This is a genomic window from Corynebacterium neomassiliense (genome assembly GCF_900626215.1).
GTDB lineage: Bacteria > Actinomycetota > Actinomycetes > Mycobacteriales > Mycobacteriaceae > Corynebacterium > Corynebacterium neomassiliense.
Genome location: NZ_LR131107.1, coordinates 239,257 through 253,032, shown reverse-complemented (window position 1 = coordinate 253,032; position 13,776 = coordinate 239,257). Strand labels below are relative to the sequence as shown.

At 63.0% G+C, this 13,776-nt stretch carries 12 protein-coding genes; 6 read left to right on the top strand and 6 right to left on the bottom strand.

All coding sequences use genetic code 11. From position 1 onward, the window contains the following. Positions 1-93: 93 nt before the first annotated feature. Positions 94-1,692, bottom strand: a complete 1,599-nt coding sequence (locus E0E18_RS13435) for an ATP-dependent nuclease (RefSeq protein WP_130841799.1) — start codon at positions 1,690-1,692, stop codon at positions 94-96. Between the two features lie 108 nt (positions 1,693-1,800). Continuing rightward, on the bottom strand, positions 1,801-3,651 hold the full coding sequence (lepA, locus tag E0E18_RS13430; RefSeq protein ID WP_130841797.1) for a translation elongation factor 4: 1,851 nt from the start codon (positions 3,649-3,651) through the stop codon (positions 1,801-1,803). A 255-nt stretch (positions 3,652-3,906) separates the two neighbouring features. Between lepA and E0E18_RS13425 the strand changes: the two genes are divergently transcribed. From E0E18_RS13425 to E0E18_RS13405, 5 genes are all read left to right on the top strand, one after another. Further along, positions 3,907-4,473 (top strand): type II toxin-antitoxin system PemK/MazF family toxin, encoded by a 567-nt coding sequence (locus tag E0E18_RS13425; protein ID WP_066584918.1) that lies wholly within the window; start codon positions 3,907-3,909, stop codon positions 4,471-4,473. A gap of 3 nt (positions 4,474-4,476) precedes the next feature. Beyond that, on the top strand, positions 4,477-5,142 hold the full coding sequence (locus tag E0E18_RS13420; protein WP_130841795.1) for an alpha-ketoglutarate-dependent dioxygenase AlkB family protein: 666 nt from the start codon (positions 4,477-4,479) through the stop codon (positions 5,140-5,142). Next, complete coding sequence (locus E0E18_RS13415) at positions 5,135-5,758, top strand: DNA-3-methyladenine glycosylase I (RefSeq protein WP_066584913.1); 624 nt, start codon at positions 5,135-5,137, stop codon at positions 5,756-5,758. Before E0E18_RS13420 ends, E0E18_RS13415 begins: the two co-directional genes overlap by 8 nt. A 211-nt stretch (positions 5,759-5,969) precedes the next feature. Then, a complete protein-coding gene (gene rpsT / locus E0E18_RS13410) occupies positions 5,970-6,239 on the top strand; it encodes a 30S ribosomal protein S20 (protein ID WP_066584901.1) in 270 nt (89 codons plus the stop codon). 164 nt (positions 6,240-6,403) lie between these two features. Then, complete coding sequence (locus E0E18_RS13405) at positions 6,404-7,795, top strand: NAD-dependent succinate-semialdehyde dehydrogenase (RefSeq protein ID WP_066584898.1); 1,392 nt, start codon at positions 6,404-6,406, stop codon at positions 7,793-7,795. A gap of 186 nt (positions 7,796-7,981) precedes the next feature. On the opposite strand, the gene E0E18_RS14360 is transcribed toward E0E18_RS13405, so the two are convergent. After that, positions 7,982-8,104 carry a hypothetical protein gene (locus E0E18_RS14360; RefSeq protein WP_272914269.1) on the bottom strand — a complete coding sequence of 41 codons (123 nt, stop codon included), beginning with the start codon at positions 8,102-8,104 and terminating at the stop codon, positions 7,982-7,984. 109 nt (positions 8,105-8,213) lie between these two features. Between E0E18_RS14360 and E0E18_RS13400 the strand changes: the two genes are divergently transcribed. Further along, positions 8,214-9,128 (top strand): alpha/beta hydrolase family protein, encoded by a 915-nt coding sequence (locus tag E0E18_RS13400; RefSeq protein ID WP_337189543.1) that lies wholly within the window; start codon positions 8,214-8,216, stop codon positions 9,126-9,128. A 12-nt stretch (positions 9,129-9,140) separates the two neighbouring features. Here the strand turns inward: E0E18_RS13400 and E0E18_RS14060 are convergent, their stop codons facing one another. The 3 genes from E0E18_RS14060 to E0E18_RS13385 form a co-directional block, all read right to left on the bottom strand. Beyond that, positions 9,141-10,877, bottom strand: coding sequence for a hypothetical protein (locus tag E0E18_RS14060; RefSeq protein ID WP_202616777.1), 1,737 nt, complete (start codon positions 10,875-10,877; stop codon positions 9,141-9,143). Positions 10,878-11,064: 187 nt separating this feature from the next. Further along, on the bottom strand, positions 11,065-11,625 hold the full coding sequence (locus E0E18_RS13390; RefSeq protein ID WP_130841791.1) for a hypothetical protein: 561 nt from the start codon (positions 11,623-11,625) through the stop codon (positions 11,065-11,067). Between the two features lie 650 nt (positions 11,626-12,275). Next, positions 12,276-13,751, bottom strand: coding sequence for an aldehyde dehydrogenase family protein (locus tag E0E18_RS13385; RefSeq protein ID WP_130841788.1), 1,476 nt, complete (start codon positions 13,749-13,751; stop codon positions 12,276-12,278). Positions 13,752-13,776 lie beyond the last annotated feature (25 nt).

Here is a 13,776-nt window from a genome sequence, read left to right as displayed (position 1 = left end):
GCGATAGCGCATGAAATTGAAACATCCTCCAATACTACCGCCACCCTCTTGCTCCCATTCATAAATCCAGTCAGTTTATTACAGAACTAATAATTAGTCAATCAGCGGCAAGACCCCGAAAGATCCTTTCCAAATATCCTCTACCTTGTTCGAGAATAGTTCGCACCAGCACGAAATGAAGGCCCCCTCGACAGCCGAAGTAGCCATAAAGTCTAGATACTCGGCAACTTGCGAAAATAACAAATGAGGATCTGTATTAGTCAAGCGAATCTCCCCGCAAACTCTACGCACTCGCTCTTGGTCGCTTGTATCCAACGAAAGACGCAGAGTTAGACGACCAAGCGCATTCTTCTTTCCCCCTTCGTCGAATGAATCAACGATGTCCTCGAAAATAGCGATTTCAGGATCTCCTTCGCCCGGACCAAAAACCAAGTCCCTGAAAGGGCTTCGAGCTATCGGATGCTGAATCAATTCGGAATTTATGCTCCGAACTGCCTTCATGTCACCGTCCAAGAATCCCACCACAGGGAAAGTGATCGTAGGATCTGAGTTATGATGCTTAGCATGAACCCTCACTTGCCCCTCACCCCCTAATGCATGTATATCAATGCATGACAGGTCCACTTTTTTCTCGCCACCGTGGTCAGGAACTCGCATGGTGCGAAGGGATTGTTCGGCTAACGCAGAAGAGAACTTATCTTCAGTGAAGATTGCACATTTTGTGTCGATTTCCCCCGTTAACGCGCGGAGCGATGCGACATCAAGTTTTCCTTGATAGAGTTTTCCCGCACTTACCGACCAAACCGCATCTCCGGGGAGCACTGATAGTGCATCATTTGAATGTGTCGTGAATATTACTTGAACTGACTTCTCCTTTGCGACTTTGATCAGGTATTCCACTAGCCTTTTTGTCGCAACCGGGTGGAGACCGTTTTCAATCTCTTCAATTAGAATGAGTGCCTGCTCTCCCGCATTCTCAACTTCGTCGACAATTGATATAATAGATGCTTCGCCTGCGCCAAAGTGAAATTCTGAATAGCTCGCCTGCATCTGCCCATCACCAGCGGATGCATAGATCGCCTTGCCGGATGTGTGGGCATTCACATCCGCAGCTTCATTGCCAACTCGAATGTATGAATCTGCAGGCTTTCCGAGGATGCTCTCAACGGCCGATCGAGTTCTTCCGTCTAGCGAAGATTCAAACTCTGCAGAAAAGCTTCCACCGATAAACTTACTGAGGTTTTTTCTTTCCGCCGCTGGAATTGTTCTCGATATACCGATATACTTTACAGGCCGCTTGATGGCATCGCGATTCCACTTTGACTGTCTATAACTAGCAGTCATCCTAGACTCATTGCCAATCTTCTTCGACCTCGTCGGGGCGTAAAATTTATACTCTACTTTCCATCCTCTCATAGATTCATCATACTTTCCAGCTCGGGCGAAGAAGATTCTCGGAGTGAGATCCTTGCATATCAGACCAGCTGCCCCAAGAACTGACGATTTTCCCGATCCGTTAGGTCCGATAATCGCAGTGACTGGAAAGTCGAACCTTATCTCCGTGTCGGTTAGTCCTCGAAGGTTTTCGATCTCAATCTTCCGTAGATAGTGCTCATATTTCTCCCCGCTTACTCGCTTTCTGAGGTTTTGTATTTCACTATCTCTAACTTGTGACCGAGCGTCGGTTCCCATTTAGATCTCCTTGGTAGATAGTGCATGCTAGTTCGTGCGAGTATATTTCCATTCAGAATCTGCAGACGAAAATCGGTGCGGCCAGCAAGTTCTTCTGCGAGAGAAAAGCTAACCCTCATCCGTCGACAGAGCAGCAACAAACGCCTCCTGCGGCACGGACACCGACCCGATGGCCTTCATGCGCTTCTTGCCTTCCTTCTGCTTCTCCAGCAGCTTCTTCTTGCGCGAGATGTCACCACCATAACATTTACTCAGCACATCCTTACGCAACGCACGGATGTTCGTACGCGAGATGATCTTCGACCCGATGGCCGCCTGCACCGGCACCTCGAACTGCTGGCGGGGGATCAGCTCCTTGAGCTTCTTCGTCATCTTGTTGCCGTAGTGCAGCGCATTGTCACGGTGCACAATCGCGGCGAAGGCGTCCACCGGCTCCCCCTGCAGCAGGATGTCCACCTTCACCAGGTCGGCCAGCTGCTCCCCGTCCTCCTCATAGTTCAGCGAGGCATAGCCCTTCGTCCGCGACTTCAGCATGTCGAAGAAGTCGAAGATGATCTCCCCCATCGGGATGTAGTAGCGCAGCTCCACCCGGTCAGTGGACAGGAAGTCCATGTTCTTCATCTGCCCGCGCTTTTCCTGGCACAGGGTCATCACCCCGCCCAGGAACTCCTCCGGCACGATGATGGTCATGTTGACCATCGGCTCGTAGACTTCCTTGATCTTGCCCTCCGGCCAGTCCGACGGGTTCTGCACGTGCATCACATCGCCGTTCTCCGCGACGATCTTGTACACCACGCTCGGCGCAGTCGAGATCAGGTCCAGGTCGAACTCCCGCTCCAGACGGTCCCTCGTGATCTCCATGTGCAGCAGTCCCAGGAAACCACAGCGGAACCCGAACCCCAGGGCGGTGGACGTCTCCGGCTCGAACGTGAGCGAGGCGTCATTGAGCTGCAGTTTCTCGATGGCTTCGCGCAGGTCCGGGTACTGGTCGGCGGATACCGGGAACAGGCCCGAGTACACCATCGGCGTCGGCTCGGCGTAGCCCTTCAGTGGCTCGGTGGCGCCGTTCTTCTCCGTGGTGACCGTGTCACCCACCTTCGACTGGCGCACATCCTTGACCCCGGTGATGATGTAGCCCACCTCCCCCACTCCCAGACCCTTCGCCTTCGTCGGCTGCGGGGAGACCACACCGATCTCCAGTGCCTCGTGCGTGGAGCCGGTGGACATCATCGTGATCTTCTGGCGGGGCTCCAGTTTTCCGTCCACGACCCTGATGTAGGTCACCACTCCGCGGAAGATGTCGTACACGGAATCGAAGATCAGTGCCCGGGCCGGGGCGTCCTCATCCCCACCCGGGGCGGGGACCAGCTCACAGACCTTGTCCAGCAGCGCCGGGATCCCCTCCCCTGTCTTCGCGGAGATCCGCAGCACATCCTCAGGCTCACAGCCGATGATGTTCGCGATCTCCAGGGAGTACTTGTCCGGGTCCGCGGCGGGCAGGTCGATCTTGTTGAGGACCGGGATGATCTCCAGGTCCTTGTCCATGGCCAGGTACAGGTTCGCCAGTGTCTGCGCCTCGATGCCTTGTGCGGCGTCCACCAGCAGGATCGCACCTTCACACGCCTCGAGGGCGCGGGAGACCTCGTAGGTGAAGTCCACATGGCCGGGAGTGTCGATGAGGTGCATCACCAGCTGCTCGCCCTTGTGCGGGCCCGAGCGCGGGACCCAGGGCAGGCGCAGATTCTGCGCCTTGATGGTGATACCGCGTTCACGTTCGATGTCCATGTTGTCGAGGTACTGGTCGCGCATGTCACGTTCCTCGATCACCCCGGAGAGCTGCAGGATCCGGTCAGCCAGAGTCGATTTCCCGTGGTCAATGTGGGCGATGATGCAGAAGTTGCGGATACGGCTCGGCTCGGTGAACGTCTCCAGTGCGTAGTTCTGCTGCTTCGGCGCCATGCGGGTCCTCCTGGGTGATGCGCTGCCCCCGCTCCGGCCTCTGACCGCACCGGCGGGGCGTGTCCCGTCCGACGGGCTCTGCCGGACGGGTGGATATCAGGTTGAGCCTACCAACCCGCCGCCCACCGCTCCTCCCCGGATGCGCGCGCATCCCTGCCGCTCCGAGCGCAGCACAGACCACAGCACACAGCACCACACAGACCACAGCCACGACCGCCGGGTAACGGCAGGACAGACGGCAACGGTGTGACTACCATGAACCCCATGCCGGAGTCCTCCACCACCTACACCAACCCGGTCCGCCTCTTCAGCCGCTTCCTGGACCGGCACTTCCACCACCGCGGCCACCTTGACGAAGGCATAGACGAACTCCACGCCAACCTGGGGCTTTCCGACCGCGCACCTCTGGACCGTGAGGACAACCAGATCACCGTGACCGTACCGACCAGCTCGATGAACCGTCCGGTGATCTACGCACCGGACATGGACGGCCAGGTCGACCCCGGAGAGGTGGTGTGGTTCCGGGTGGTGAAGGGCAGGGACGCCGAACCCGAACTCAGGGCATGTCTCATCGTCGGCAGGAATGAGCACCACACCCTGCTCGGCATGCTCATCAGCTCCAACCCCGAACACCGTGCGGAGAGCAACTGGGTGCCCATCGGAACAGGACTGTGGGACCCGAAGGGCAACAAGTGCTGGGTGAGGGTCGACAAGATCGTCGAGATCCCCGAAGCCAGGATCCAGCGGCGGGGAGTGTTCATGCCGGAACGTCGTTACGACCGGATCGCCGCCGAACTGCGTAACCGGCACGGGTGGTCCTGACCGGTGACGTCACGCCACTTCCCGGAACCCCTGTTCGAACTGCCGGAGCCTCCCAGGCAGCCGGTTGAGCTTCCCGCCGGCGCGGTCCTGCTGCCCGGGTGGCTGACCGTCCACCAGCAGCAGTGGATCGCCGGGCAGTACCGTCGGTGGGCCGCCGGGCCCGTACCTCCGCGGCGTCCCCGCTACGGGTCGGGCCAGATGAGTGTGGAGATGCTCTCCCTGGGCTGGCACTGGGCCGGCGGCGGTTTCTCCAGGAGGGCCACCGACGTCAACAACGCCCCCGTTCTCCCCGTCCCGGACTGGGCCGTGACGGTGGGACGCCAGGTCACCGGCGACGCCTCGTACACGCCGGACACCCTGCTGGCCAACCTCTACGGCCCGGGGGCGACAATGGGCATGCACCGGGACTCAGACGAAACCTCTCCTGCCCCGGTCGTCTCCCTGTCGATCGGTGACACCTGCAGGTTCCGTTTCGGCAACGCCGACTCCCGGTCCAGGCCCTACACGGATGTGGAACTGCGGTCCGGAGACGTCTTCATCTTCGGTGGTCCTGCCAGGTGGAACTTCCACGGCGTCCCGAAGGTGTTCGACGGCACCGCTCCGCAGGGGTGCGGTGTCACCGGTCGCCTCAACATCACGCTGCGGGAGACGGGACTGGCCCGTGCCTGACAGTGGGCCCGGCTCCGACCTCGTCACCGGGGCTGACGGACGCGCCCGCCCCACCTGGGCGTCCTCGGACCCGCTGCTGCGTGACTACTACGACACCGAATGGGGCATGCCCGTGACCTCCGAACAGGGCATGTTCGAGCGGCTGAGCCTCGAAGCGTTCCAGTCCGGGCTGAGCTGGGCGACGATACTGCGCAAACGCCCGGCGTTCCGCGCGGCGTTCGCGGACTTCGCCCCGGACCGCGTCGCCGCGTTCACCGACGCCGACGTGGAACGGCTCATGGAGGACGCCACGATCGTGCGCAACAGGCGCAAGATCCTCGCCACGGTGGGAAACGCCCGCGCCACCGTCGCCATGAGGGACGGTGACAGCGCCGACGGCAGCGATCTCGCGTCCCTGGTCTGGTCCTTCCGGCCGGCGACGACACCGGCCCCCGTGACACTGGCGGAGATCCCCACCTCCTCGCCGGAGTCCGTCGCGCTCGCCCGGGAGCTCAAGAGACGCGGATTCACGTTTGTGGGACCGACGACAATGTTCGCCCTCATGGAGGCGGTGGGGATCGTCGACACCCACCTGGTCGGCTCCTGGCGGCGGGGGTGCTCGGGGGTGTGGTCGTGAGATCGGTCGTCTCCGGTTCGACCCGTTGGATCGGTTAGGTAGCGGCGTCCCCGACGTGTAAGATCTCCCAGGTTGACCCGCGACCGTGCGTGGCGCAGTCACCGCACCCGGCAGGACCTTGGGCCGGATGTCAGAGACCGTGACTGCGGTTGGCCCGCACGGAAGTGGCGAACGATTCCGCATTTCCACCGTTCAGGAAGAGGTATTCCCCGTGGCAAACATCAAGCAGCAGAAGAAGCGCGTCCTCACCAACGAGATCGCCCGCCGTCGTAACCAGGCAGTCCGTTCACGCCTGCACACCGAGACCCGCAAGTTCCACGCTCTCGTCGAGGCCGGTGACGTCGAAGGTGCCGAGAAGCAGCTGCGTGTCGCCACGCGTCTCTTCGACAAGGCGGCGACCAAGAAGGTCATCCACAAGAACAACGCCGCGAACAAGAAGTCCGGCCTGGCCGCCACCTTCAACAAGCTGGCCGCCAAGTAGGTTTCCGGCACCGGGACGCGACAGCGTCCACCGCCCGGCCCGCCTCCCCCGACACCGGGGAAGGCGGGCTGACCTGTATGTGTGCAATATCACCGGGCGCGAATGCCACAGGTGGACCTAACCTCGGACAGTGACAAGAGCTCCCGAGCGAAAGGACCGCAGAAGTGGCCTACGCAACCACCAATCCCTACACCGGTGAGGTCGTCAAGACCTTCGACACCGCCACCGCCGAGGACATCGACGCGGCGATCACCACCGCCGACGCGACCTTCCACACCTGGTCGACGACCCCGGTCGAACAACGCGCCGCCGTGCTCGCCAAAGCCGCCCAGATCCTGCGCGACAACAAGCACGACTACGCCGAAACCCTGACCCTGGAAATGGGCAAGCTCATCGGCGAAGCCGAAGCCGAGGTCGAACTGTCCGCCGGGATCCTGGAGTACTACTCCCGCTACGGCGCCTCCCACCTCGCCCCCCGCTACCTGCCGGCCGAAGGCTTCGGCGACCAGGACGTCGCCCTGGTCAACGACCCCCTCGGCGTGCTCTACGCGGTGGAGCCCTGGAACTTCCCCTACTACCAGGTCGTGCGCATCTCCGCGCCGCAGACCCTGGCCGGCAACACCGTCATCCTCAAGCACGCCTCCAACGTCCCCCAGTCCGCCCTGCGGATGGTCGACCTGTTCCGGCAGGCCGGGGCCCCGGAAGGAGTTCTGACCAACGTCTTCGCCGCCCACGACGCCACCGACCAGATCCTGTCGGACCCGCGGGTCCGCGGTGTGGCCCTGACCGGGTCGGAGGGTGCGGGGGCTGCGGTGGCCGCCACCGCGGCGAAGTACCTGAAGAAGTCCACCCTGGAACTCGGCGGTGCCGACGCGTTCGTCGTCCTCGACGACGCCGAGGTCGACAAGGCTGCCCGGTGGGCCGCGTTCGGCCGGCACTGGAACGCCGGTCAGGTGTGCGTGTCGTCGAAGCGTCTGATCGTCGTCGACGCGGTGTACGACCAGTTCCTCGCCGAGTACAAGAAGCACGTCGCCGCCCTGGTCGCCGGTGATCCGACGGATCCGGCGACGACGCTGGCACCGTTGTCGTCGCAGAAGGCCGCCGATGATGTGCTGGCCCAGATCGAGGCTGCCCGGGCCGAGGGTGCGACGGTGGAGACCATCGGTGCGCCGGTGCCTGAGCAGGGTGCGTTCGTCCGCCCGGTGCTGATCACCGACATTGCGGAGGGGTCGGTGACCTCGCAGACGGAGTTCTTCGGTCCGGTGACCCAGCTCTACCGTGCCGCTGACACTGATGATGCGGTGCGTATCGCCAATGACACTCCGTTCGGTCTGGGTGGGTCGGTGTTCTCCACTGATATTGAGCGGGCGCGTAAGGTCGCCCGTCGTATCGACACGGGCATGGTGTACATCAACCAGCCCACGGGTGTGAAGGCGGATATCCCGTTCGGTGGTGTCAAGCACTCCGGTTACGGTCATGAGTTGATTGACCTGGGTATCAAGGAGTTCGTGAACCAGAAGGTCGTTGTCGTCACGGACATTGACGGTTCGTTCTGACCCGGTTGACGTGAACCGGTTGATGTGACCGCCCCGGTGGGGGCGGGCACCCCGGCCCCGTGCCCTGTCCGCAGGGACACGGGGCCGACCCGTACCCTGACCTGCACGCGCGGGGGCGGCGGAGTGCCTGTACCGAGGACCATATGCACAGGGGACGGGGACAGGACCACCGGACGCAGGTACTGTTCAGCCCATGGCACGTTGTTCCACATGCTTCCCGGTGCTGCTCTCCACCTTGTTGTCCACGGTCCTCCTGGTCTCCTGCGGGTACGGTGACGTTTCCGGGTCAGGTTCCTCTTCAGGGGCCACAGGCGCTCCTGAGTCTGCGGGAGCTGCAGGTTCGACGGGTTCTAGCGTGCCGGGGGATCCGTCGGGGGTCGGACCCCGTCCCACTGCGGAGGTGTTTTCGGAGGCTGTGGTGTCCACGGAGTTACCGGCCGGGGAGTCCCGTGACTCCGGTTTCACCGAGCATGTTGTCTATCCGGTGCGGGGCGGTGTGGCTGATCCTTCCCAGAACTGGGCGGATTTCTATCTTCCCCCGGGAAGGCATGACGAGGATTCGGTTCCTCTTGTGGTGTTCATTCACGGTGGTGCCTGGCGTTCGGGGGCGACGGGGGCCCGCAGGATTGCCCGGGACCTTACTTCGCGGGGCGTTGCGGTTCTGAATGTCGAGTACCGTGCGGTGGACCGTGGTGGCGGGTGGCCTGTGACGTTCTCGGATGTCGCTGACGCCCTGGATTATGTTCCTGAGCTGGACAGGCGTCATCCTGAGATCACTGTTGACGATGAGACTGTCGTGGGCCACAGTGCCGGTGCACAGTTGGCTGCCTGGGCGGGGACCCGGGGTGACCTGGAGAGGGGTGAGATCGGTGCGGACCCGAGGTTCACGCCGACCAGGGTGGTCTCCTTGTCCGGCCCCCTGGATATGCGGTGGTCTGCAGAGCATGGTGATGACAATGTGGTGAGGGTTCTGGGCGGTTCTCCCTCGCAGGTCCCTGACCGTTATGCCGCGGTGGATCCGATCCAGAACATCAATCCTCGTATTCCGGTGGTTGCTGTCCACGGAACAGATGACAGTGTGGTGCCGGTGGATGATTCTCGGCGGTATGTGTCCCGGTTGTCTGCTGAGGGGGGCCGGGCAAAGCTCGTCCTGTTGACCGGGGAGGACCATGTGTCTTATCTGAAGCGGTCATCGCCCAGGTATGACCGGGTACTGGACATCATCCACGGGGTGTCCACCTTGTCGCCGGAGGATCTGGGCAGGCGGTTGGACGGGGGCACCGCCCACGTCGCGCAGGGGTCAGCCTCGGTGACCGCCTCTCCCGGGGCGTAACTTGTGTGGGATTCAGCGGATAACCGGCTTGACTGTTCCGGTGTCCCTGCCGAGGAACTGCTTCAGGAAGTAGGTTCTCACCGGGTCTCTTCTGTTCCTTCCTTTTCTCCCTGATGTTCTCCCCGTTGCGGTGAACGGGGACGTGGAGGGCCGTCGACCGGCCCTGGTGCCGGTCACCGGTGTTCCTGTTCCGACGGCACCCGGTCCGCCGGCTGACCCCGGTTGCCGGTTGCCGGATGTCCCGGGTGCCCCGGGAACTCCGGGGGCAGGGGCAGTCCCGTGTCCGGCTGCAGCGTGGGGCGGAGTGCCGGGTGTCGGTGTGCCCGGTGCTGACACGGCGGTACCGGGTGTGCCGGAGACGGGGCCTCTTGCTGTCGACAGTGCGCCTGCTCCGACGGGATTGTTTCGCGGCGCACTGCCGTTTCCTGGTGTGGTCGTCGTACCACCGTTGACTGGCGCTGTGTGACCGGCGCCGGCGAGTGCCCGGGGCAGGAGTGGTTGGGTGACACGGTTCATTCCATTATTGGTGCCGGTGGTGGAAGGACTGTTGCCGCGTTGGCCTGGTACCACTCCGGGGTTGTACTGTCCGGCTCCGCCGGGGCTGCCTGTCGCAGGCGTTACCGGGGTCGTGGTGGTTCCCGCTGTGCCCCGGGTTCCGGCCGTTGCCGTGTTCACTGTGGTGGCGGGGGCCGTGGTCCGGTCCAGCGGGGCGGGTGGAGTGGTCGGACGTGTTCCTGAGGGTACGACTGTGCTGCGTCCGTCCTGTCCGGTTGTTTGCGGGGAAACTGCTGGCGGGCTGAGATGACCTCCCGGTGTTCCTGTGGTCCCGTTGCCGTTGACGGGGGTGGTTCCCCGTGGTTCGAGGTTTCCGGTGTGGGCTCCTGCTGTCATTGTGCCGGGATTACCGGCCTGTGGGACGTCCCGGGTGTACGGCATTACGGTAGCGGTGTGACCGTCGGCAGCCACTCCGGCGGATACGGTGGTGGGCATGGCGGAGAGATTTGTGCTTTCCGGGGTTCCGGTACCCAGCATTCCACCGCCGTGGTGTCCGACGGGTTCGGTGCCGAGGTTCGTCACCGGTGGGCGTGCGGTGTCGAGAGCGGGCTGGAGGAATCCGGTGACGAATGCTGTGACATCGGCTCTAGTTGCCGCTTCCGCTGCTGCTCTACCTGCTACAGCGGCTGCCGGGTCCAGTGCTGCAGTGGCGGCCACTGCTGCTGTGCGTGCCTCTGCCTCAGCCTCGAGTGACAGCAGGCGGGTCAGGGCAGCTATCCTGATCGGGGGCAGTTCGGCCATGGCTCTGCCCATGGCGACGGCATTCGCAGCTATGACGGTACCGCGCGCCACGGTGGATTCGATCGATGCCGTGGCATTTTCGAAAGCGGAGCCGCGGGTGGTTGCCGCGAGGATTGCTGCTGCGCGTTGCAGTGATTCCACGGCTGCTGTGATTCTGGCGCCTGTCGACATCCAGTGTCCCGAAGCTGCGAGGATACTGCTGTCGTCTCCGACGAACATTGCCGTCAACGCTTTGAGCTGGCTTGCTGCTTCTGCAGCTGCCACCGGGGGAATGTAGCCGAGGTCTGTGACCGGAACGTCATTTCTTGTCGACATGGTGAAGACTCTGCATTCGGCAGGCCCTTGGGTGACGCGGGTCGTGCGGTCGAAAGCTTCGGCGGAGTTCTCCTCCTGGCACCGTAGCGCGTCGGTGAGACTGCCGAGTGTGGAATGAAGGAAGTCGATTTCCGCCATCAGTGATGCCGTCGCCGTAGCCAGCGATCCCGGGTGACCTGTGAGATAGGACGCGTACTGCGAGGCCACCGTGGCCAGCGCCGGCGAACTCGTGAAACCCCCGACGCCAAGCGCGGGAAGTGATTCACTATTGATTCTATATGAGGCACCAGAAATAAGATCAGATATCTCTGACATAGAAAGCCAGTCAAACGAAATCATTGTTTCCCCCCATGGAATTACTTAATGACTGAATAATCCTGCCTGAATCTTCACACGATTCGAAACGTGAAACTGTTCCAAAATAGGCGAACACGACATAATCGTCCGATTTATGACGATCAAGTGCGACACATCCGAACTGCGAAGCGAGTTTTCCTTCCTCCAGAAACTCGTACCCCCATTCGTCAGGTCCTGCTGTCACATTCCCCTGCGACATCGTGTCTAGGGAAGCATGTGACCCCCAGAAGAACCCGATGCCCCCGGTTGCCTCATTGGCGGCAGGACCAAACACTGAACACTGGACATAATCTGCACCCACATCGCGTTCGGAGCCCACCCGGAAACCCAGGTCAACCATCCGCTGAACGACTTCGGGCGCGCACACATCCGGCAGGTGTGCCCCCTCAGGAGACCCGGCGTCCGCCCCCAGCTGCCGCACCGGGACCGGTGATCCCACATAGCGTTGGGACTCCCACACCAGATGGTCCAGCGGATCCTCCGGCTCGGTCTCGAACCACAGTCCGGAATGCCCCGCAGGCTGCAGCATCCGACCGTCGTCGCTGACCTCCGGCCGTCCCACAGCACCCGGGCCGCCGGAAGTCCCGACCTCGGCAGCCGACGAACTGCCCGCGGCGGGCGACGCCACTTCCCCACCCCCCGCTGCGCCCGTCGTACCTCCTCCTGCACAACCGACAGCCGTGATCAACAGTGCGACGAGCACCGGAACAAGTGGCACCCCCGTCGCTCCCCGACCCGCCCGCGACCTGTGCGCCTGCCGTACACGCCCCGGCTCTGTACCGGTGGACGCCATATTCTGACCCCCTCGAACCACTCCCCCGGACGACGCCTCAAGGCGTCCTTCCCCTCTGAACTGTGTAGCTCAGCCTCCAAAACCATAGCTCGGCCGACGTCCGCACACAAGCCCCCGTACCGACCTCCCCCTGCCCGAAACCGGAACCACCTCCACAGCCGCGACAGCCGCATCACAGCCACAGAAAGACCCCACTCCCAGGGTGCGGGAGCAGGGCCTCAGCTCTCCCGCGGAGTGTGGGTGCGGTCGAGTTCGTGGTCCACTATATGTCTTCTACCAGCAGAATCCCAGAATAGCCCACTTCGGGGGTGTAGATGTCCCATTCCGTGGGAATCTCACTGTTTTCCGCCGGCCTTCCCGAGGACAGGCAGCCGTCGCCTCCCCGGTCAGCCGTTGATCACCTGCGGAACCGACACCGCCTTCAGCCCCTCCACCCCGAACTCGAGCCCATACCCGGACCCCTTCACCCCGCCGAACGGGATCCGCGGATCCACTGCCCCGTGGGCGTTGATCCACACCGTCCCCGCCTCCAGCCGGGACGCCACCTCCCGCGCCCCCTCTGGACGGGAAGACCACACCGAAGCCCCCAGCCCCGCCTCCGACCTGTTCGCCTCCGACACCGCCCACTCCAGGTCGGAATACCTGACCACCGGCAGAACCGGACCGAACTGCTCCTCCTCCACCAGCCGGGCATCCGGGGCGATGTCGGCGACCAGGGTCGCCGGGTAGAAGAATCCCGGCGCGTTTCGCACCGGGTTGCCGCCGCACAGGATCCGCGCACCCGATGCCCTCGCGTCCTCCACCAGTCCGTCGACGATGTCGAACTGGCTCCGGTTCTGCAGCGGCCCCAGCAGGTTCCCCTCCTCAAGCCCCAGACCCATCGGCACCTGCCGGGCAACCTCAGCCAGTCCGGAGCAGACCTCGTCGTAGACGGAGTCCGGGACATACAACCGCTTCAGGGCTGCGCAGGTCTGACCGGTGTTGATGAACGCACCCCAGAACATGTCCTCGACAACGGACCTGCGGCGGTCGGCGTCCGCCCCGTCGAAAATGTCCTCCAGGACGATTCCCGCGTCATTGCCGCCCAGTTCCAGGGTGAGCCGTTTGAGGTTGCCCGCACTGGCCTCGACAATCCGGCGCCCGGTCGACGTGGACCCGGTGAACAGGACCTTCCTGATCGCAGGGTGCCCGGCGATCACCGCCCCCACCTCACGCTCACCGGGGACCACCGTGAGGACACCCGGGGGAAGAACCTCATTGAGAACCGCGCACAGGGCAAGTACCGACAGAGTCGTGTTCTCCGACGGTTTCACGATCACCGCATTACCCATCCGCAGCGCCGAGGCGGTCTGCCACACGGTGATCATCATCGGCCAGTTCCACGGCCCGATCGCGCCGACAATGCCCACCGGGCGCCACCTCAGGGTAGCCCGGGTGCCACCGTCGTCGACCACGGTCTCCACCGGGACCTCGAGGGACGCCGCGGTACGCAGCCAGCTGACGCACGCCCCGACCTCGAACCTGGCGTTCGGCCCGTTGAGCGGCTTGCCGGTCTCCCTGCTCAGCAGCTCCGCAAGAGGTTCGGCGACCTGTTCGACGGCGTCCGCCGCCTTCTCCAGCAGATCGGCCCGCTCCCCGGAGCTCCAGGACGCCCAGTCCGGCTGAATGTCCCGGGCCGCCTCGACAGCTTCATCGACCTCCTCGGCGCCGTGGACAGGGGCAAGCCCGATGACCTCGCCGGTCGCCGGGTCATGGACGGGGCGGGAGGCGACGACATCGCCGTCCGGGCGACGCTCCAGTGGGACAGTGACCAGCGACAGCAGTTCGCGGTACGTGGCAGGAAGTGATTTCGGTGCAGACATGACCCCAGCCTACGTATTCCCCCCG